At 67.5% G+C, this 20778-nt stretch carries 12 protein-coding genes and 1 pseudogene; 4 read left to right on the top strand and 9 right to left on the bottom strand.

Features of this window, described 5'->3' with window-relative positions; translation table 11 throughout:
* Window positions 1-144: 144 nt before the first annotated feature.
* Window positions 145-807, bottom strand: a complete 663-nt coding sequence (locus WT53_RS00420) for an OmpA family protein (protein ID WP_059830068.1) — start codon at window positions 805-807, stop codon at window positions 145-147.
* Window positions 808-922: 115 nt separating this feature from the next.
* Window positions 923-5404 (bottom strand): YadA-like family protein, encoded by a 4482-nt coding sequence (locus tag WT53_RS33260; protein WP_060258137.1) that lies wholly within the window; start codon window positions 5402-5404, stop codon window positions 923-925.
* Window positions 5405-6880: 1476 nt separating this feature from the next.
* Here WT53_RS33260 and WT53_RS00430 point away from each other — a divergent pair.
* Both WT53_RS00430 and WT53_RS00435 read left to right on the top strand, forming a co-directional pair.
* Window positions 6881-7714, top strand: a complete 834-nt coding sequence (locus WT53_RS00430) for a response regulator (protein ID WP_034208986.1) — start codon at window positions 6881-6883, stop codon at window positions 7712-7714.
* Window positions 7707-10049: an ATP-binding protein gene (locus WT53_RS00435; RefSeq protein WP_034208985.1), complete on the top strand. Its 2343-nt coding sequence runs from the start codon at window positions 7707-7709 to the stop codon at window positions 10047-10049. Before WT53_RS00430 ends, WT53_RS00435 begins: the two co-directional genes overlap by 8 nt.
* Window positions 10050-10107: 58 nt before the next feature.
* Here WT53_RS00435 and yjfF read toward each other — a convergent pair whose 3' ends face one another.
* The 4 genes from yjfF to WT53_RS00455 are packed head-to-tail and all read right to left on the bottom strand — an operon-like array spanning window position 10108 to window position 14764.
* Window positions 10108-11190: a galactofuranose ABC transporter, permease protein YjfF gene (gene yjfF / locus WT53_RS00440; RefSeq protein WP_059780682.1), complete on the bottom strand. Its 1083-nt coding sequence runs from the start codon at window positions 11188-11190 to the stop codon at window positions 10108-10110.
* Window positions 11187-12230, bottom strand: a complete 1044-nt coding sequence (locus WT53_RS00445; RefSeq protein ID WP_034208983.1) for an ABC transporter permease — start codon at window positions 12228-12230, stop codon at window positions 11187-11189. Before WT53_RS00445 ends, yjfF begins: the two co-directional genes overlap by 4 nt.
* Window positions 12227-13741: a sugar ABC transporter ATP-binding protein gene (locus tag WT53_RS00450; protein ID WP_060258140.1), complete on the bottom strand. Its 1515-nt coding sequence runs from the start codon at window positions 13739-13741 to the stop codon at window positions 12227-12229. Before WT53_RS00450 ends, WT53_RS00445 begins: the two co-directional genes overlap by 4 nt.
* A 60-nt stretch (window positions 13742-13801) precedes the next feature.
* The gene (locus WT53_RS00455; RefSeq protein ID WP_060258143.1) at window positions 13802-14764 is read right to left on the bottom strand and encodes an ABC transporter substrate-binding protein; all 963 of its coding nucleotides are present in this window, start codon (window positions 14762-14764) and stop codon (window positions 13802-13804) included.
* Window positions 14765-15139: 375 nt separating this feature from the next.
* On the opposite strand from WT53_RS00455, the gene WT53_RS00460 reads away from it, so the two are divergent.
* On the top strand, window positions 15140-16168 hold the full coding sequence (locus WT53_RS00460; protein WP_060258146.1) for a DNA topoisomerase IB: 1029 nt from the start codon (window positions 15140-15142) through the stop codon (window positions 16166-16168).
* A gap of 286 nt (window positions 16169-16454) precedes the next feature.
* Window positions 16455-17924 (top strand): glycine betaine/L-proline transporter ProP, encoded by a 1470-nt coding sequence (gene proP / locus WT53_RS00465; RefSeq protein ID WP_060258149.1) that lies wholly within the window; start codon window positions 16455-16457, stop codon window positions 17922-17924.
* A gap of 53 nt (window positions 17925-17977) precedes the next feature.
* Here proP and WT53_RS00470 read toward each other — a convergent pair whose 3' ends face one another.
* From WT53_RS00470 to WT53_RS00480, 3 genes and pseudogenes are all read right to left on the bottom strand, one after another.
* Window positions 17978-18802 carry an alpha/beta fold hydrolase gene (locus tag WT53_RS00470; protein WP_059780676.1) on the bottom strand — a complete coding sequence of 275 codons (825 nt, stop codon included), beginning with the start codon at window positions 18800-18802 and terminating at the stop codon, window positions 17978-17980.
* A 150-nt stretch (window positions 18803-18952) separates the two neighbouring features.
* Window positions 18953-19945: a LysR substrate-binding domain-containing protein gene (locus tag WT53_RS00475; RefSeq protein WP_034208977.1), complete on the bottom strand. Its 993-nt coding sequence runs from the start codon at window positions 19943-19945 to the stop codon at window positions 18953-18955.
* 617 nt (window positions 19946-20562) lie between these two features.
* Window positions 20563-20778: pseudogene (locus WT53_RS00480) on the bottom strand (ferritin-like domain-containing protein); the annotation flags it as partial.

Genomic DNA, 20778 nt, shown 5'->3' on the forward strand with positions numbered 1-20778 from the left:
CCGTGCGGGCGGCGCCCATGCGACCGCCGCACGCGCACGCCGCGCCGGGCCTGTCCCGCCGCCTTCGTCCGCACCGGGCATCCTTGCCGCAAGCGAGCCGTCCGGCTTCGACGGCCGCGCTTGCGGCGACCCGGTCGCGGCGTCCTACTTCTGCAGCGAGATTTCCACGCGACGATTGCGCGCGCGCCCTTCGGCGGTATCGTTCGATGCCGCCGGATTCGCTTCCCCGTGACCGGCGGCGGCAAACGAATCCGCCTTCAGCCCGCGTTCGCGCAAGTAGGCGGCGACGGCATCCGCCCGGCGCTTCGACAGCGCCTGATTGTGCGCATCGGAACCGGTCGCGTCGGTATAGCCGTCCACTTCCACGCGGGAGAAATGCCGGTCGGCCTGCCGGTTCAGCAGCGTGTCGAGCGCGGCGGTGGCCGCGGGCGTCAGCACGGCCGAGTCGGTCGCGAAATACGCATCGCCGGTCAGGCTCACCTTCTCGACCGGCGCGGGCGCCGGCGCAACGGCCGCGGCGGCCGGCGCGGGCGCCGCGCCGCACTGGAACACGATCGAATGCGGATCGGCGCCGTCGCGGTACGGCGTGGTGGTGTCGACGAGCCGTACGGGCTCGTTGCCGCACATGCGTGTCGCGACCTTCATGCAGGTCTTCGCGGTCGACAGGATGCCGTGGCAGTCGACCTGGAACGTGCGGATGCCGTTGCGCGACTGCAGTTCGTACGCGTTGTACGTCGGCCCCGACGCACTCGAACAGGCCGCGAGGGAAACGACGGACGCCAGCAGTGCAAGATGGATGTTTTTCACTTGATTACTCCGAGAATGCGATGGGCGCAGCGTGCGGCGCGGCCGCACGCGCATGCGTTTGCGTTCGGCGCGGCCCGCCCCGGCAACGCGTGCCGGAACGAGCCGCTGCGCGCGATCACTTCCACTGATACAGCATGCCCGCGCCGACGACGCGCTGGCTGCCGGCGAAACCACCGTTCAGCGTCGCCTTCAGGTTCTCCGTGATGCGCGCCTGCATGCCGACCGCCATGGCCTTCTGGCCCTGGAACGTCGCCGTGCCGACCCCCATCGCGAAGTTCGAATCGCGGTCCATGTGCGGGATCGACGCCATCGCGGCGGTCGCAGCGATCCCCTCGCGGGCCATCGAATCGGTCTGCTGGATCTGCTGCTGCATCTGCGTGAGCTGGTTGTTGACCGTGTTCAGCGATTGCGTGAACTGGTTCGATACCGCATTCAGCTGGTTCACGTTCACCGCGTCGGTGCCTTGCGTGCCCGCCGCGACGTTCACGACTTGTCGCGCCGAATCCGCCGAGCCGACCGCGACCACGTTCGAGCGCCCGCCGTCGTTGCTGCCCGTGCCGAGCGCGGTCGAGTTGTTGCCCGATGCCGTCGAACCCACGCCGATCGCCGTGGAGCCGTTGCCCGACGCGAGTGCACTATTGCCGACCGCCGTGCTGTTCGAGCCCGATGCCACCGCCCCCGACCCGCCTGCCGACGAATTCGGCCCGGTCGAGCCCGGCGGCACGTTCGCGCCGGTCGGGTTCGTCGTGTACTGCCCGCCGAGGTTGGTCGTGCGCTGGTCGATCAGCGTCGTCAACTGGCTCGCGACCGAATCGAGCTGCGACACGTTCACCGCGTCGGTGCCGTTCTTGCCGGCGGCCAGCCCGGTGATCTGGCGATTGCCGACGTTCACTTCGCCGGCCGACGACTGCGGGCTGCTCAGCCCGTACGCGACATAGTTCGTCAGCGCGCCGACCGTGGTCAGCGAACCGGCGCCGAGCGCCACGCTGTTCGCGAACGTCGCCGATGCGCCGGCGCCGAGTGCGAGCGCATCGGTCGCCGTGCTGCGTGCGCCTGAGCCGAGCGCGACGCTACCGACGCTGACCGCCACCGCGTTCGCGCCCTGCGCGACCGACTGCGCGCCCGTCGCCGTTGCGCCGCTGCCCAGCGCGATCGCGTCGGCCTGCGCGGAACTCGCCGCCTGCCCGATCGCCACGCCGCCCGGCGCGGTCTGATCGACGATCGCGCCGTTGCCGATGCCCACGCCGTTGTCGCCGTTGACGACCGTCGTCGGTCCCACCGCGACCGATTCTGCGCCGACCGCGAGCGAATCCGCCGCCGTCGAGTTCGCGTGGAAGTACTTCTGCCCCGTGACCGCGAACGACTGCAGCGCGCCGGTCAGCTGCCGCACCGTCACCGCATCCTGCTGGCCGGTGCCGTCCGCGACGTTGGTGATCTGGCGGTACGTCTTGTTCGTCGCATCGCCGACCGATACCGCGCCGAGCAGCGTCTGGTCGGTCGTGTTGAACGGGATCGACGCGGTGCCGTTGCGGATGATGCCCGAGGACGGCACCACCGCGCGGTCGGCCACCGAACCCGAGCCGAGCGCGATGCTGCCGTCCACCTTCGAGATCGCGTTCGGACCGATCGCGACGCTGTCGACGCCTACCGCCTGGCTGTCCGGCGCGGTCGAATTCGCATGGAAATACTTGATGCCGTGCGCGTTGATGTTGTCGATCGCGGAGCCGACGTTGTTGTTGATCGTCGTTGAGCCGTCGCTGTTGTACGTCACGTACGACGGCGCCGAGATCGCGCCGGTGGTCGGATCGTAGGTGGCGCCGCCGCCGATCGCGCCGGCCGTGCTGTTGCCCAGGTTCGTGTTGTTGTTCGCGATCGAGCTCAAGCCCGTCGACAGCGAGCTGATCCCGGTCGACGTGGCGGTCGACAGCGAAGTCAGGTTGCTGTTCGTCGAGCTCAGGCCGGTGGACAGCGAACCGACGATCGTCGAGGTCGACGTGGACAGCGACGTGATCGAGCTGTTGGTCGAGCTCAAGCCGGTGGACAGCGAGCCGACGACCGTCGAGGTCGACGTGGACAGTGACGTCAGGTTGCTGTTCGTCGAGCTCAGGCCGGTGGACAGCGAGCCGACGACCGTCGAGGTCGACGTGGACAGCGACGTCAGGTTGCTGTTGGTCGAACTCAGGCCGGTGGACAGCGAGCTGATGCCCGTCGACGTCGACGTCGACAGCGACGTCACCGTGCTGTTGGTCGAACTCAGGCCGGTGGACAGGGAGCTGATGCCCGTCGACGTCGACGTGGACAACGACGTCACTGCGCTATTGGTCGAACTCAAGCCGGTGGACAGCGAACCGACGACCGTCGACGTCGACGTGGACAGCGAGGTGACCGCGCTGTTCGTCGAACTCAGGCCGGTGGACAGCGAACCGATGCCCGTGGACGTCGACGTGGACAACGACGCGATCGAACTATTGGCCGACGACAGGCCCGTCGACGTGGACGTCGACAGCGACGTCACCGTGCTGTCGGTCGTGCTCAGCCCCGTGGACAGCGAACCGATACCCGTCGAGGTCGACGTGGACAACGACGCGATCGAACTATTGGCTGACGACAGGCCCGTCGACGTGGACGTCGACAGCGACGTCACCGTGCTGTCGGTCGAACTGAGACCGGTGGACAGCGAGCTGATACCCGTCGACGTCGAAGTCGACAACGACGTGACCGCGCTGTTGGTCGAACTCAGGCCGGTGGACAGCGAGCCGATGCCCGTCGACGTCGACGTGGACAGCGACGTGACCGCGCTATTGGTCGAACTGAGGCCCGTCGACAACGACGAAACCCCGGTCGACAGCGACGTGATGCTCGACGCCGTCGACGTCGACAGCGAATCGAGTGCCGTGTTCGTCGCGGCGAGTTGCGAGCCGTTGATCGCATCCGTGCTCGACGAATCGATGCGCCCGGCCGCGACGTTGGTGATCTGGCGCTCGCTGCCCGCCTTGCCGACGCTGACGACGCTGGTCGGGTTGATGCCGTTGAAGTTGTACGTGACGCCGCCGATGACCGCGCTGGCCGTCGGATTCGGCGCGGCCGTCGTCGATCCCGAGCCGAGCGCGACATCGTTTGCGTTGTTGGCCACGGCCGATGCGCCGAACGCGACCGCTCCCGCCGCCGCCGCGGTCGACGTATTGCCCAGCGCCAGCGAACCCGTGCCCTGTGCGTTGTTGGTATTGCCGATCGCCACCGCGCCGTTGCCGTTCGCTGTGTTGTTCGAACCCATCGTGACCGCGCCGGTGCCGATCGCGCTGCTCGGATCGCCGATCGCGACCGCGCCGTCGCCGCTCACCGTCTGGCCGAAGCCGAGTGCGACGGCGCCCGTGCCGCCGAGCACTTTCGACGCGTTGCCGCCGGCAATCGAACCCGCGCCGGCAGTTGCCGCGACCGAGTTGGAATCGCCGATCGCGACGGTCGAGCCGGCAGCCGCGACGCTGTTGATGCCGACCGCCGTCGCATTCGTCGCCGACGCCGTCGCGCCGGGCCCCAGCGCGCTGGAGGAAACGCCGGTCGCCAGCGCCAGGTTGCCGAGCGCGGTCGCGAACTGCTGCGTCGCGGTCGCCTGCACGCCCGTCGCGATCGAACTGAGACCCGACGCATTGGCGTTCAGGCCGAATGCCACCGCATTGTCCGCGCCGGCACGCGTGTTCGAGCCCATCGCGATCGAGCTCGTGCCGATCGACTGCGTGCCCGAGCCGGGCACGCCCGCGGTGCCGCCCCAGCCGATCGCGATCGACGAGGTGCCCGTCGCGCCGCTGTTGACGCCCATCGCGACGCCGGAATTACCGGAAGCCAGCGCCCCGCTGCCGACGGCCACGCCTGCCGCGCCCGAACTCGTCGACTGGTTGCCGAGCGCGACGGACCCGGTGTCCGTGGCGTGCGACGCATAGCCGAGCGAGACGCTCTGCGCGCCCGCCGCACTGGCACCGAGCCCCATCGCCGCCGCGTACTGGCCGGATGCCAGCGCGTTGTTGCCCAACCCGACGGCGGACACGCCGGTCGCCGCGGCGCCGCTGCCCATCGCGACCGAACCGCTTTGGGTCGCGCTCGACAAATTCCCGATCGCGACCGAATACGGGCCCGAGCCGATCGCCTGCACGCCCATCGCCACGCTGTTGACACCGTTCGCTTGCGAGTTGATGCCGACGGCCGTCGAACCATCCGCCATCGCATGCGCACCCGGGCCGAGCGCCGTGGCCGACAAGCCCTGCGCCGTCGACAGGTTGCCCAGCGCGGTGGAATTCTGTTGCGCGGCGGTCGAACCGAGGCCGATCGAGATCGCCGTCACGCCGCCCGACGCGGTACCGCCATCCGGTGCGTACTGCGCATGGGCGCCCGCATGGAACAACGCCAGATATGCGGACGCCATCAGCATGGCGAGCCGTCGCGGCGAAGGCAGGCCCGCACGCGTCGCGCCGCTCGCGCTCGCGGCATGCGCCGCCGTGCGCCGCGACGACGCCACACGCTTGCCGCGTGCCCGGTCAAGCTCCGAAGCCGCAACCCAGGCTCCCAATGCTTCGTTCCAGATCGACTTGAACGACTTGTTCATCTTGTGTTCCCTCGGTTCTCATGTGCTGGATGACGCAACGGCGAACGCGGCACCAGACGAAGCGCGGACCTTCTCCGCTTTCGCCCGGCTCGCGACGCCCCGCTTCTCACTTCGTATTACTAATCAAAACTACGAACAGCGTTGCGCAAAACGCTCGACCCACATCGCGACGGCATGACCGACCGTCGCGCGTGCCCGTTCGGCACGATGCGCGATGGCGATCGCCGGTTATCGATTCACGGAAGTCGACATCGCCTGCCCGGCCGCGACAGGGCGCACGACGCGTCGCGAATCCGCACGCGCGTACCCCGTCGCACCAGCCGAAGGGCAACTTCGAGTCTCATTCGGAAAAGCGTCGCTCGGACGCTGGATGAACGGACGCCGACCCGCATCGCGGGCGGCCCGTCATCTTTCATTCAGGCGGCGAAAGGCGCCATCCTGTCCCCGGGTTTGCGGCATGCGCCGCCGGATCGCTGACGCTGACAGCCGGCGCCGGATCGATCGACCCGACACCCCGACCTGCCATGCTTGTCGTATTCATATTTTTCGTATCCGCCTGATTCGATAGAGCACCACACGCGGCCTCCGGATCGATCAGACGCCCGGCGGCGCACGCGAAGTCACTCACCCCTTTCCGTCCGGCCGGCAACCGTTTTTTCCGGATTTCCGGAAAAAACCGACCGCTCACCGAACGACCCCGGCACCGAATTAATCGATCGAATTTACTTGACGATTTCTTCTCGCCCGATGCCTCACACTCAGCCCCATCCCGTCATTTCACGGCTCATCTTGTATATCTAAAAATTCCGCGAATTATGACGCCTTCATTACCCTCGTGCCTGTTATTCATTCGTTACCGTCTTCTCATTATCCGGGAATACCATCATTCAATGTGACATTGAATATTGGCAGCCCGCAAAGCGACGGCGACGGTCATTTTCACGACAGCCGGAAGCATTCAGAGAACCGATTCCAGCCGCGTCGTGGCTAGTGTGCCGACATTCGTTCAAACGAACCTTTTCCGGAGCGGAAAAATACTTTTCCGTAGCGGACGGCATTTACATTCATACACATTCGCATGAAATTCGATTTTTCCGGAAACGGAAATTCTCGTCCGCATTACGTCTAGTCCAGTTGACCGACAAGAAATCCGGAAATTCGATTTACGCCGTTGCCATCGGATTTCGACACCTCGATCGTCAATTCATCATACGGGCCATTTTCACCCTTGAAATCATTGAACCGGAAATAAAGACCGTAATTTTCGAAATCGATTCGGCACATTTTTCCGGCTCATTTTCCGGGAGAGCCGACGGCACCGCCGCGCACCTTGCGATGCCCCTGCGACAAGCCCACACGCGCCGCACGGAATCCCACCTTCGACGCTGTTGCCGACATATAATTTTTTGCAACAATCGTACAGATTGCGATGCCTCCGACCTGACAGGCCACTCCCCTCCCAACGCGTTCGCAACCATGTCATCCCGCTTGTCCAGCTCGGCGTCGCCACGCACCACGCCGGATCTCGCCGGCGCCCACATCCTCATCGTCGACGACCGCCCGAACGACCTGCGGCTCCTGACCGAAATCCTGCGCACCGCGCAGTGCCGGATCAGCGTCGCGTTCGACGGGCTGCAGGCCTATCACCGTGCGCAGGCCATCGCGCCCGATCTGATCCTGATGGACGTGCGCATGCCGCGCATGGACGGTTTCGCCGCGAGCCGGCTGCTGGCGTCCACCCCGTCGACGCAATCCATTCCGGTGATCATCCTGACGGCCGCCGGCGATCTCGAGGACCGCATCGCGGGGCTCGAAACGGGGGCGATCGACTACATCGTCAAGCCGTTCGAACCGGCGGAAGTCATCGCGCGAATCCGCAATCACCTGAAGCGCGTGCGACGCAGCCAGCCGTTCGCGCACCTGCCCGACTTGCCCGACAACCGCGACGCGGCGCTCGTGCGCGCGGCAAGCGACGTGCTGCTGCGCGACCTGCGCCATCCGCCGGCCCTCGAGGAGCTCGCGAAGCAGGTCGGCACGCACGAAAAACGGCTGTCGCGCGCGTTCCGCGACCATCTCGGCCAGACCGTATTCGAGTATCTGCGCGACACGCGGCTGCGCGCCGCGATGCATTTCCTGTCGGAAACGTCGATGGGGATCGGCGACATCGCCGAGGAAATCGGCTTTTCCACCCCCGGCAATTTCGCGACGGCGTTCCGCGAACGCTTCGGCGTCACGCCGTCCGACTGGCGGCGCCAGCGCCACGCGGTCGACGCGCCGGCCGCACCGGGGGGGCGCCACGGCGATGCGTAGGCACTGCGCGGCATGGGCGGCGGCATGTCGCACGTTGCTCCTGCTTCTGGCGGCGCTGGCCGTCACGTGCGCGACGGCCCGTGCCGCAACGGCGTCGAATCCCGCGCAACTCGAAGCCGTATCGGTTTTCGAAGACGCCGGCACGACGCTGTCCGTCGACGCGGTCGCCGCCCGGCTCGCCGAGCCGTCGCGTCGTGCAGCCGCCACGGCCCGCACTGCATTCAACGTGACGTTTTCGCGCTCGGCCTGGTGGGTCCAGGCGACGCTGATCAACCGCGACGGCGACACGCGTGCGCTGGTGCTGGCGATTCGCGACGCGCGCGTCGACCGGGCCGATTTCTACGTCGACCGGCACGGTCAATGGACGCTCGAGCGCAGCTTCCCGACCGACCGCGGCGACGCGCGCGACGCGCCGTCGCGCTACCCGACCCTCGACGTCACGCTGCGCGCGGGCGAACAACTCCCGGTACTGATCCGCATCACGTCGCGCAAGGAAATGCGCCTTGCGCCGGTCGCGTTCACCCGCGACGCGTGGATCGCGCAGGAATTGCACGCGTCGATGTGGAACTTCGGCTTCTTCGGCGGGCTGCTCGCACTCGTGTGGTGTGCGCTGCTGATCGGCTTTTTCTCGCGCAGCGGCGTATTCCACGTGCTGGCCGCACTGGCCCTGAACACCGCGCTGTTCGAAGCGGCGTACCGCGGCTATCTCGCGATACTCCTGTCGTCCGGCGCGCGCGAGTGGTCGACGCGCGGCGAAACGATCTTCGCGTACCTGTCGGTCGCATGCTTCATCGTCTTCATCCTGATGGTCGCGCATCGCGAGAAGGCGAAGATGCCGATGCGCGCGGTGTACGTGGTGTTTCTCGCGCTCGAATGCGTGGGGATAGCCGGTGCGGCGCTCGGCGATCTCGCGACTTTCGCGTGGTTCTGCCTGTGGCTGAACACCGTGCTCGCGATGGTGAACATCAGCCTGGCGCTGATGCTCGTGATCCGGCGCACGCCGACGGCACGCGTGATGCTGATCGCGGTCGCGTTCGCGACGTTCAACATCGTGATCCGGATGCTCGACGGCCGCGATGCATTGCCGCCCGTGCTGTCGTGGATCCGGTCCGACGTCTATCCGAACCCGGTCATCGCGATCATCGGGCTCGCGACGCATCTGCTGGTGCTGGCCGCGTGGATTCACCACGTGGGCCGTCAGCGCACCGAGGCACGCAAGCGGCTCGAACACTGGCAGCTCACCGAGCAGGACCGGCTGCGAGACGAGGTGGCGCGGCGCACGGTCGCGCTCAACGACGCGTTGCAGCAGTCGAAAACGCACATGCAGCAGAAGATCGAGACGCTCGGCTACGTCAGCCACGATCTGCGCGCGCCGCTGTCGACGATCAACGGCTATGCGAAGCTGCTGCTGCAAGGGGCGACGCGCAGCCAGGCGCGGCTGATCCGGTCGATCGACCGCAGCATCCGCTACCAGCTCGCGCTGATCGACGAATTGCTCGCGTTCACGAAGGCCGAACTCCAGCCGCTCGGCGTCGCGCCCGACCGCACCGACCTGCCCGGGCTGCTGGACGACATCGGCCACTACGCGCTCGCGCTGTGCGCGCAGCAGGACAACCGGTTCGTCTACCGGCCCGTCACGCCGCTGCCGCGCACGGTGCTGATCGACGGCATCCGGCTGCAACAGGTGCTGCTGAACCTGCTGTCCAACGCATCGAAATTCACGCGCGACGGCACGGTCACGCTGTCGGTTCACGCGTCGCGCGAAGGCGATGCATGGCGCCTGCTGTTCGAGGTCGCCGATACGGGCATCGGCATCGACATCACCGCGACCACCGACATCTTCCGCGCGTACCAGCAGGTGCAGGCGGTCAACGGCGGCACCGGGCTCGGCCTGTTCATCGCGCAGCGCATCGTCGCGGCGATGGGCGGCGAGCTGGCCGTCGCAAGCCAGCCGGGGAGCGGCACGACGTTCTCGTTCGCGGTCGCCGCGCCAGCCCTCGGCCATGCGCTCGCGCCGGTGTCGGGGCTCGTCGGGCGGTTTCATCCCGCCGACGAAGCGGAACCGGCCGGCGCGGCGCCTGCGATGCGCAGCCCGCCCGCCGATGCGCTCGCCGAGCTGATCGTACTCGCCGGCGAAGGCCGGCTGACCGATATCGAGGAATGGCTCGGCCAGTATGCGGACGAGCCGGACCATGCGTCGTTCGTGCAGGAAATGCGCGAGCACCTCGATGCGCTGGACCTGCATGCGATCGAGAAACTGGCCGGCTCGCTGAAACGCACGCGCGTCGCCGATACGCCGTTCGACACCGAGGCGGACGCGGCCGGCCCGGCCTGACGGCGCCGCGCCGCGCGCATCGTTCCACCGCGGTTCGCCCGCGCGGCCGAACGGCCCGCTACGATCGCCGCATCGTCGATACCAGCGCGATGTCCTCTTCGGGCGGCGCCGGCCGCGCGGGCGCATGCGTCGGCCGCTGCGCGCCGAGCCCCGTGCCGCCGGTGCGGCGCCGCGCCGCGTGCCGCTCGATGACCCGCTGCAGCACGCAGAACACGCACAGCAGCGCGCCGATCACGATCCGCGTCCACCACGAGCTCAGCGTGCCGTCGAACGTGATCAGCACCTGGATCGTGCCGAGGATGCCGACCCCGAACACCGAGCCGATCACGTAGCCCACGCCGCCCGTCAGCAGCGTCCCGCCGATCACGGTCGCGGCGATCGCGTCGAGCTCCATTCCCTGCGCCTGCAGCCCGTAGCCCGACAGCACGTACAGCGTGAACACCACGCCGCCGAGCGCCGAACAGAAGCCGCTCAGCGCGTAGACGCCGATCTTCGTGCGCGCGACCGGCAAGCCCATCAGCAATGCCGAACGTTCGTTGCCGCCGACCGCATAGACGTTGCGGCCGAAGCGCGTGAAATGCGCGACGTAGATCGCGACGGCCAGCGTCGCGAGCGCGATCAGCGCACCGGCGCTCAGCGTGCCGCCGCCGACCGGCACGCTGATGCCCGCAATCGCATGGAACGCCGGCTCGTTGATCGTGATCGACTGCGTCGTGATCAGGAAGCACGCGCCGCGCGCGAGGAACATCCCGGCGAGCGTGACGATGAACGGCTGCAACCGGAAATAGTGGATCAGCGCGCCCATCGCCGCGCCGTACAGCGCGCCGAACGCGAGCGCGAGCGGCACGATCGCCCACACGGGCCAGTGCAGCCGTTCGGCGCCGACCGCGCAGAAGATCGTTGTCAGCGCAACGACCGAGCCGACCGACAGGTCGATGCCGCCCGACACGATCACGAACGTCATCCCGATCGCGACGATCAGCAGGAAGGCATTGTCGACGAGCAGCCCGGTCAGCACCTGCATCGAGAAAAAACCCGTGTACATCACGGACCCGAAGCCGAACAGCGCGACGAACAGCACGATCGTCACGACGATCGGCAACGTGCGCGGATCGGCGAGCCGGCCAAGGAAACGATTCATCGCGGCGTTGCTCCGGTGGGGGTGGCGCGCGATCGCGCGGAAGGCAGCAGCCGCGACGCATGCCGGACGAGCAGCGCACGCGCCGCGTCCGACTGGATCAGCGTCACGACGATCACGACGACCGCCTTGACGACGAGCGTCGCCTCCGGCGGCACGCCGATCGAATAGGTCGTGTAGGTGAGCGTCTGGATGATCAGCGCGCCGAGCACGGAGCCCGCGAGACTGAAGCGGCCGCCGAGCAGCGACGTGCCGCCGAGCGTGACCGCGAGGATCGCGTCGAGTTCGAGCAGCAGCCCCGCGTTGTTGCCGTCGGCGCTGCGCACGTTCGAGCTCGCGAGGATGCCCGCGAGCGCCGACATCACGCCCGAGCACAGATACACGCCGAACACGACCGCGCCCGAGCGCAGCCCGACGAGCCGCGTCGCGACCGGATTCACGCCGATCGCGCGAATGAACAGCCCGAGCGCCGTGCGGTTCACCAGCAGCGCGGTCGCGCCGATCGTCGCGAGCGCGATCCACACCGCGCACGGCACGGTCGCGAGATAGCCGCCGCCGAGCGCGAGGTAGCCCGGCGCGCCGATCGGGATGATCTGGCCGCCCGTCAGCAGTTGCGCGACGCCGCGCCCGGCCACCATCAGGATCAGCGTCGCGATGATCGGCTGCATCCCGACGAACGCGACGAGCAGCCCGTTCCACGCACCGGCCAGCAGCCCGACGCCGAGCGCGGCGGCCAGCGCCGCGCCGACCCGCGACGGGTCGGCCTCCAGCACGGTCGCGGCCGCCGCGCCGGCGATCGCGACGATCGCGCCGACCGAGATGTCGATCCCGCGCGTCGCGATCACGAGCGTCATCCCGAGCGACACGATCACGAGCGGCGCCGCGCGGTTCAGGATGTCGATCGGCGCGCCGAACAGATGGCCGTCGAGCAGCGCGATCGACAGGAAGCCCGGACGATGCGCGACGTCCAGCGCGAACAGCAGCGCGAGCGTCAGCACCGGCCACGCGAGCGAATGACGAAACAGCGTGCGCAACCACGTCATGACTGGCCTCCCGCGATCAACCGGTAAACCTGCTCCTCCGACGCATCGGCGCCGGACAGCTCCGCGACCTTGCGCCGGTCGCGCAGCACCGCGATCCGGTGGCTCACGCGCACGACCTCGCCGATCTCCGACGAGATGAACAGGATCGCGAGCCCTTGCGCGCACAGCGCGAGCACGCGCTCCATGATGTCGAACTTCGCGGCGACGTCGATGCCGCGCGTCGGCTCGTCGAGAATCAGCAGCTTCGGGTCCGTCGCGAGCCAGCGCGCGAGCAGCACCTTCTGCTGGTTGCCGCCCGACAGCAGCCCGATCGGCTGCTCCGCGTCGCGCGCCTTGATGCCGAGCCGGGCGATATACGTGTCGGCGATCTCGCGCTGGCGCGCGCGCCCGATCAGCCGCCACCAGCCGCGCCGCGCCTGCAGCGCGAGGACGATGTTCTCGCGGATCGACAGCGCGGCGACGATGCCCTCCTTCTTGCGGTCTTCCGGGCAGTACGCGATGCCGTTGCGCACCGCATCGTGCGGCGACGCGAGCCGCTTGCGCGCGCCGTCGATCTCGATCGCGCCGGTATCCGGGCGCGCCGCGGCGAACGCCAGCTGCGCGGTTTCGGTGCGGCCCGAGCCGAGCAGTCCGGCCAGCCCGACGATCTCGCCGGGGCGCACGTCGAGATCGAGCGCGCTCATCATCCCGCGCCGGCCGACCTGCTGCATCGACAGGAACGGCGCGGCGGTCGCGGCGGTGCGCTCGACCGCAGCCGCGCCGGCCTGCAGCGTGTCGGACATGCGCTCGCGGCCGGTCATCTTCGCGACCAGCGCGTCGACGGGCAGGTCGCGCGCGAGGTACTCGCCTTCGCGCTCGCCGTTGCGCATCACGGTGATCCGGTCGGACACCGCATAGGTCTGCTCGAGAAAATGCGTGACGAACAGAATCGCGATGCCCGACGCCTTCAGCCGGCGCAACACGTCGAACAACCGCGCGACCTCGCCGTCGTCGAGGCTCGAGGTCGGCTCGTCGAGAATCAGCACGCGCGCGTCGACCGACACCGCACGCGCGATCGCGACCATCTGCTGCACCGCGATCGGATACGCGTCGAGCGAGCGCGTGACGTCGAGCGACAGGTCGAGTTCGGCGAGCGCCGCCCGCGCGCGCGCATGGATCGTGTTCCAGTCGATCGCGCCGCGCCGCATCGGCTGCCGGCCCGCGAAGATGTTCTCCGCGACCGACAGGTTCGCGCACAGGTTCACTTCCTGATACAGCGTCTGAATGCCGGCCGCCTCGGCCTCGCGCGGCGCGGCAAAGCGCACGGGCCGGCCGCCGACGCGAATCTCGCCCGCATCGTGCGCATGCACGCCGGTGAGCACGTTGATCAGCGTCGACTTGCCCGCGCCGTTCTGGCCCATCAGCGCGTGGATCTCGCCCGGAAACAGCCGGAAGTCCACGCGCTGCAGCGCGCTGACGCCCGGAAACGACTTGTCGATGCCGATCATCTCGACCACCGGCGCACTCTCCATGCATCCTCCGTCGAAGCGTCGCCGGACGGCGGCCGTCAGGCCGCCGCCCGTGCGGACAGGTCAGTACTTGCGGGTCGGCAGCACCTGCGCCGCGACATTCATCGGGAACACCGTCTCGTTGGTCACGATGCGCTTGGGCAACTGCTTGCCGGCGACGACGTCCTTCACCGCGCTCATCAGTTGCGGGCCGAGCAGCGGGCTGCATTCGACGTCGACGTTGATCTTGCCCGCGATCATCGCCTGGAAGCCGCCCTTGGTCGCGTCGAACGACACGACGCTCACGTCCTTGCCGGGCTTGATCCCGGCCTCTTCCATCGCCTGGATCGCGCCGAGCGCCATGTCGTCGTTGTGCGCGTAGACGACGTTGATCTGCTTGCCGTAGGTCTTCGCGAACGCTTCCATCACCTGCTTGCCGCCGGCGAGCGTGAAGTCGCCGCTCTGCGACGCGATCACCTTGAATTTCGGGTTGTTCTTGATCACTTCGAGCAGGCCCGCGCGGCGGTCGTTGGCCGGCGCGGAGCCGACCGTGCCCTGCAGCTCGACGATGTTGATCGGGCCCGCGTCGTTCTTGTAACGCTCTTCCATCCAGTGGCCGGCGCGCCGCCCTTCCTCGAGGAAGTCGGAGCCGATCATCGTCACGTACAGCGACGGGTCCTTCACGTCGACCGCGCGGTCGGTCAGGATCACCGGGATATGCGCGGCCTTCGCTTCGGTCAGCACCGGCTCCCAGCCCGATTCGACGACCGGCGAGAACGCGATCACGTCGACCTTCTGCGCGATGAACGAGCGAATCGCGCGAATCTGGTTCTCCTGCTTCTGCTGCGCGTCGGAAAACTTCAGGTTGATGCCGGCGTCCTTCGCCGCGCTCTTCACCGATACGGTGTTCGCGGTGCGCCATGCGCTTTCGGCGCCGACCTGCGAGAACCCGAGCGTGACCGGCTTTTGCTGCGCGTGCGCGCCGGTGGCCAACACCGCCGTCGCCGCGACGATCGCGGTGGCCGCCAGCTTCCTGATGAATGTCATGGTCCGTCTCCGATGATGTCGTTGTGTGCCGCGGCGCTGTTGTGTTTCTGCGTGGCGCTGGCGCGGATCGGGCGGCGCCGGCCGGCGTGTCCGGTCGGCGCGGTATACAAGCCCCGCATCAGTCTAGGAACAAGTCCGATAACCTTCCAATGAAATATTGGATTGAGGCGATACCGGAATCGGCATACGTATAAACACCTAACCCCGGATCGGCCGCGCGCGTGCGGCGCACGGTTCTTGCTCCGTCGCGCTGGCGGTTCGCACCCCATGCCGGGCGCCCGCCCTTCACGCGAACCGAAAGGAGACGAGCATGATCGCCGCCCATGAGCGCGGGTCGCCGCGCACCGACGTCGCCGCCGGCCGGCGGTCGTCGACATGAAGCAGCCCGCTTCGAGCGCCGTCGCGGCGCTGCGCCATGTCGACGACCGCCGCCCGGGCTACACGCGCCGGCGGCTTCGCAACGGCTTCGCGTATTACGGGCCGGACGGCGTGCGAGTTCGCGATGCCGACGAAATCGCCCGCATCGACGCGCTCGCGATTCCGCCCGCGTACACCGACGTCTGGATTTGCATGGACCCCCTCGGCCATCTGCAGGCAACGGGCCGCGACGCGCGCGGCCGCAAGCAGTATCGCTATCACCCGCAATGGCGCGCGACCCGCGACGCGAACAAGTACGCGCGGATGGCCGCGTTCGCGCGGGCGCTGCCGCGCATCCGCGCGCGCGTCGCGCGCGATCTGGCATTGCCGGGCATGCCGCGCGACAAGGTCGTGGCGACGATCGTCCGCTTGCTCGACACGACGCTCGCGCGGATCGGCAACGCGGAATATGCGCGCGAAAACGGCTCGTACGGGCTGACGACGCTGCGCAAGCGCCATTTGAAGATCCAGCCCGGCCAGGTGCGGCTGCGCTTCGCCGGCAAGAGCGGGATCGAGCACGACGTGACGGTCGACGACGCGCGGGTCGCGCGCATCGTGCGGCGCTGCGCGGAGCTGCCCGGCCACGAGCTGTTCCAGTATGTGGACGACGACGGCGCACGCCATCCGGTCGGGTCGTCCGACGTGAACGACTATCTGCGCGAGGCCGGCGGCGCCGATTTCACCGCGAAGGATTACCGGACCTGGGCCGGCAGCGTGCACGCGCTCGCGTTGCTGCGGCGCGTGGAGCATCGCGGCGTCACGCATGCCCGCAAGCAGATCGTCGAGACCGTGCGCGCGGTGGCCGACCTGCTGCGCAACACGCCGGCCGTGTGCCGGCGCTGCTACATCCACCCGGCCGTGCTCGATGCGTTCGAGGCGGGCACGCTCGCCGCGCTCGCGGTCCGGCGGACGCCGCGCGGCCTGCGGGCGGACGAAGCGGCGTTCGCCGCATTGCTCGTATCCGCGCGCCGGCGAATGGCGAAATGAATGGCGAGACGACCGCCCCCGGCGCGCGTGCGACCGATGGGGCGCCCTCGACGCCGCGCCTCCGGCGTGTCGTTTACCACCGGTTTCCGGGCGCATGACCGATAGCCGCTCGCGCTCGTTTCTCTAAACTGGTTCGCACAACACACCTGCCCGGTGTCGTCCGCTGCGCGCGTCACGCCACCGGCATCGAGGCATCCCCGAGACATCCGCCTTCGCTGTCCGTCGGTCCGCACGACCCCGCCGCATTCTCGCCGGCCGGTTGCCAAGGCAATTCCAGGAGAGTTCATTGAGCCCGTCGCAAGCGCACCCCGCGAAAGCCCGGTCTTCGCGCAAGTCCGTCAAGCTGGACGACATCACGATCGTCGACCCTGCCGTCCTCAAGCGCGCGGTCGGCGCGATGGCGTTCGGCAATGCGATGGAATGGTTCGACTTCGGCGTCTACAGCTATATCGCCGTCACGCTCGGCAAGGTGTTCTTTCCGTCCAGCAGCCCGTCCGCGCAGTTGCTCGCCACCTTCGGCACGTTCGCGGCCGCGTTCCTCGTGCGTCCGCTCGGCGGCATGGTGTTCGGCCCGCTCGGCGACCGCATCGGCCGCCAGCGCGTGCTCGCCGCCACGATGATCATGATGGCCGTGGGCACCTTCGCGATCGGCCTGATCCCCAGCTACGCGTCCATCGGCATCATGGCGCCCGTGCTGCTGCTCGTCGCCCGCCTCGTGCAGGGCTTCTCCACCGGCGGCGAATACGGCGGCGCCGCCACCTTCATCGCCGAGTTCTCGACCGACAAGCGCCGCGGCTTCATGGGCAGCTTCCTCGAATTCGGCACGCTGATCGGCTATGTGCTGGGCGCGGGCGTCGTCGCGCTGCTCACCGCGTCGCTGTCGCAGGACGCGCTGCTGTCGTGGGGCTGGCGCGTGCCGTTCCTGATCGCCGGCCCGCTCGGCCTCGTGGGCCTCTACGTGCGGCTCAAGCTCGAGGAAACCCCGGCATTCAGGAAGGAGGCCGAAGCACGCGAGGCGGACGAACGCGCGCGGCCGAAGCAGCGCTTCGCGACGCTGCTCGTCGAACAGTGGAGGCCGCTGCTGCAATGCGTCGGCCTCGTGCTGATCTTCAACGTGACCGACTACATGGCGCTGTCGTACCTGCCGAGCTACCTGTCGGCGACGCTGCACGTTCGCGAATCGCACGGGCTCTTCATGGTGCTGCTCGTGATGGTGCTGATGATGCCGATGACGCTGTACGCCGGGCACCTGTCGGACAAGGTCGGCCGCAAGCCGGTGATGATGGCCGGCTGCGTGGGCCTGTTTGCGCTGTCGGTGCCGGCGCTGATGCTGATCCGCACCGGCGGCATGCTGCCGATCTTCGGCGGGATGCTGATCTATGGCATCCTGCTGTCGACGTTCACGGGCGTGATGCCGTCGGCGCTGCCTGCCCTCTTTCCGACGCGCATCCGCTACGGCGCGCTCGCGATCGGCTTCAACGTGTCGGTGTCGCTGTTCGGCGGCACGACGCCGCTCGTCGCCGCATGGCTGGTCGATCGCACCGGCGACCTGATGATGCCCGCGTACTACCTGATGGGCGCGTCGTTCATCGGCATCGTGTCGGTGCTCGCGCTGCGCGAGACCGCGCGCCAGCCGCTGCCCGGCTCCGGGCCGTGCGTGGCGAGCCGCGCCGAAGCGCTGAGCCTCGTGCGCGGCGGTGCCGACGAAGCGCGGGTGCGCGACCGGAAGTTCACGCCGGTCGGCGAGCGCGCATGACGCGAGTCGATGCGACGCCGCGCAGCCTGCGCGCGTCGCCGTTCGCGTGACCGTCAGTTCGACGGCAGTTGCTGCGCGTCGAACCAGTCGAGCAGCGTGCGCGTGACGAACGCGGGATTCTCCAGGTTCGAGATATGGCCGGCGTCGGGCACCAGCGCATGCGCGCAGCCGATCACGCTCGCCATCTTCACGGTTTCCGACGGCGGGCGCGCCATGTCGCCCGCGCCGCACATCAGCAGCGTGTGTGCGGCATCGAGTTCGGCGAGCGCCGGCAGCGTGTCGGGCCGGCCGAAGATCAGCCGGCCGAGCGGCGCGATCGATTGCCGCAGCCGGTCGGCGGGCAGGTTCGCGAGCGCATGGCGAAACGCCGTCGGCACCGGGCCGTCGAGATCGACGTCCGGGCGGAAGAACAGCGGCACGATCGCGTCGAGCAGCGGCGGCGCGATGCGGCCCGCGGCCTCGATCGCATCGAGCATCCCGAAATAGCGCGTACGCGTCGCATCGGGCTCGGCCTCGAGCGACGCGTCCATGATCACGAGCGAGCGCACGCGCTGCGGCTCGCGCAACGCGAGCCGTGCGCCCCACATGCCGCCGACGCTGAGCCCGACGATCGCGCACTGTTCGATGTCCAGCGCGTCGAGCAGCGCGCTCGCGTGCGCGGCGAGATCGTCGAGCGTGTGCGTGCCGTCCGGCAGCGCGCCCGATTCGCCGTGCCCCCACAGGTCCGGCACGATCACGCGATACTTGCGCGACAGCGCGTCGATCTGCGGCGCCCACATCGTCGCGTCCCACAGATAGCTGTGCCCGAGCAGCACCGGAAAACCGGCGCCGTGATCGTGGTAATGCAGGGTACTGCGCTGGATGCTGTGTGCGGGCATGCTGTCTCCGGAATGTCAGGACTCGGCGGTGGCCCGGAAACGGGCGCCGCGGTCGGCGGCGTTCTGCGACGAACGCGAAGCGGCGCATCATCGCACAGGTACAGGTACCGCGCATGACGGCGCGCACGGCGCTGTCGCGCGCCGCGTTCGTCATCCGACGCGATACATCGGCACCACGTTGCTGCCGGCGGTGTCCTGCTCCGTCGCGAGCGGGTGACACGCTTGTTCGAGCAACCAGTTGGTCAGCACCGCGATGTCGAATTCGTTGCACGCATCGGGGTTCTGCACGAGCACGTAGCTGCCCGATGCAACGGTGCAGTGCGGGAACAGTTCGACGAGCCGCCCCTGCTTCAACAGCCCGTCGACCAGCGGACGCCTTCCGATCGCGATGCCGTGCCCGTCGACCGCGGCCTGGACCAGTTGGTCGTACTGGCTGAAGTGCAACGCGCCGGCCGGCCGCAGCCGCGGCACGCCGAGCTCCTTCAGCAAATGGCTCCATCCGTGCCACGGCCATTCGCCGCGCGGGTCGTCGAGATGCAGCAGCACGTGCTTGTCGAGGTCGGCCGGCTTCATCGACGCGGCGTCGCCCGCCGCCGTCATCAGGCTCGGGCTGCACACCGCCACGACACGCTCGCGAAACAGCACCTCCGTATCGTCGGTCGACGTATACGGGCCTGCATAGCGCACGGCCAGGTGCAAACGTTTGCGTTTAAGATCTTCAATTTCGCTCGTTGCCGACACGCGCACGTCGATGTCCGGATAGCTGGCGCGGAACGAACCGAGGCGCGGGATCAGCCACAGCGCGGCGAACGAGACGGTGGTCGACAACGAGATGGCGCGCTGGCCGACACTCGACGACAGCTTGCCGACCACCGATTCCAGGTCGGACAACGCGAACGAGATCGCGTCGTACAGCTCGCGCCCCTTGTCGGTCAGCGTCAGCGAACGAATGTGCCGATGGAAAAGCTCGATCCGAAGCTGCTCTTCGAGCGCCTTGACCTGCCGACTCACGGCCGATTGCGTGACGTTCAATTCCTGCCCCGCACGCGTGAAGCTCAAATGACGCGCCGCGCATTCGAAGCCTCTCAGGAAATCCAGCGAAGGCAGACTTCTCAATCGCTTTGCCAATCTCACATTAGCCATACCGCCGCCTCAAAGTTGCACCCATCGACAGGCAAGTTGCCGTTCGTCTCCCTGACTCGTCTCTCCTATTTGGATTCGGAAACGATTTTATATTGAAGCATGGATGCATATCATTCTTATTTTCAATCGTGACACTTGTATTTATCTATCGATTTTCATCGCACCAGTACGCTTACACGAACATTATCCGGTTGTGATTTTGTAAATTAATATGCGAACGAATCGAGGGCTCGACAGGTTCGATAAATTCCCGTAGAAACAACCGGTTTCCAGCCAAATTCGCCGCTATCGCAGCGCTTTATCCGCATAGACGGAGGCAAAACCAGATGCCTACAATTCAATTTCACTTTCCCAACTTTTCCATTTTATTTTCCGGATTGCGAAAAACAAACCGTCTGCAACAGACACGGAAAATCCCATTAAATCCGGAATTAGGCGTTTATTAAAAAATACTAAACGCATGAAATTCAAGCTTTCCATACGGTTTCATAAACCGATGAAGCGATTATTTCCGGAAATGAATAATTCGCCGGCCGGCAGCGCCGGTCGGCGTCGGCGCGTTCGCCGGTCGGCCGGCATCCGGCCGGCACCGCGCGACAGCCGGATGTATCGATCCGCTACGGGCTGTCCACCGCGCCACTTACCCGCGCCGTCACTTCGCGGCGGTAGCGGTTCAGCTCCTGCGCGGTCGCGAACGTGCGCTCGAACAGGATCGACAGGTTGTGCAGGATCCGCTCGACGACCTTCTTCTCCCATTCGCCGTCGAAACGGATCTGCTCGTCGAGCCAGCGCTCGAGCCATTCCGGATCCGGCAAGCGCGACTGCACCGTGTC

Origin of the sequence: Burkholderia sp. MSMB2157WGS (assembly GCF_001532755.1) — a bacterium.
Lineage (GTDB): Bacteria > Pseudomonadota > Gammaproteobacteria > Burkholderiales > Burkholderiaceae > Burkholderia.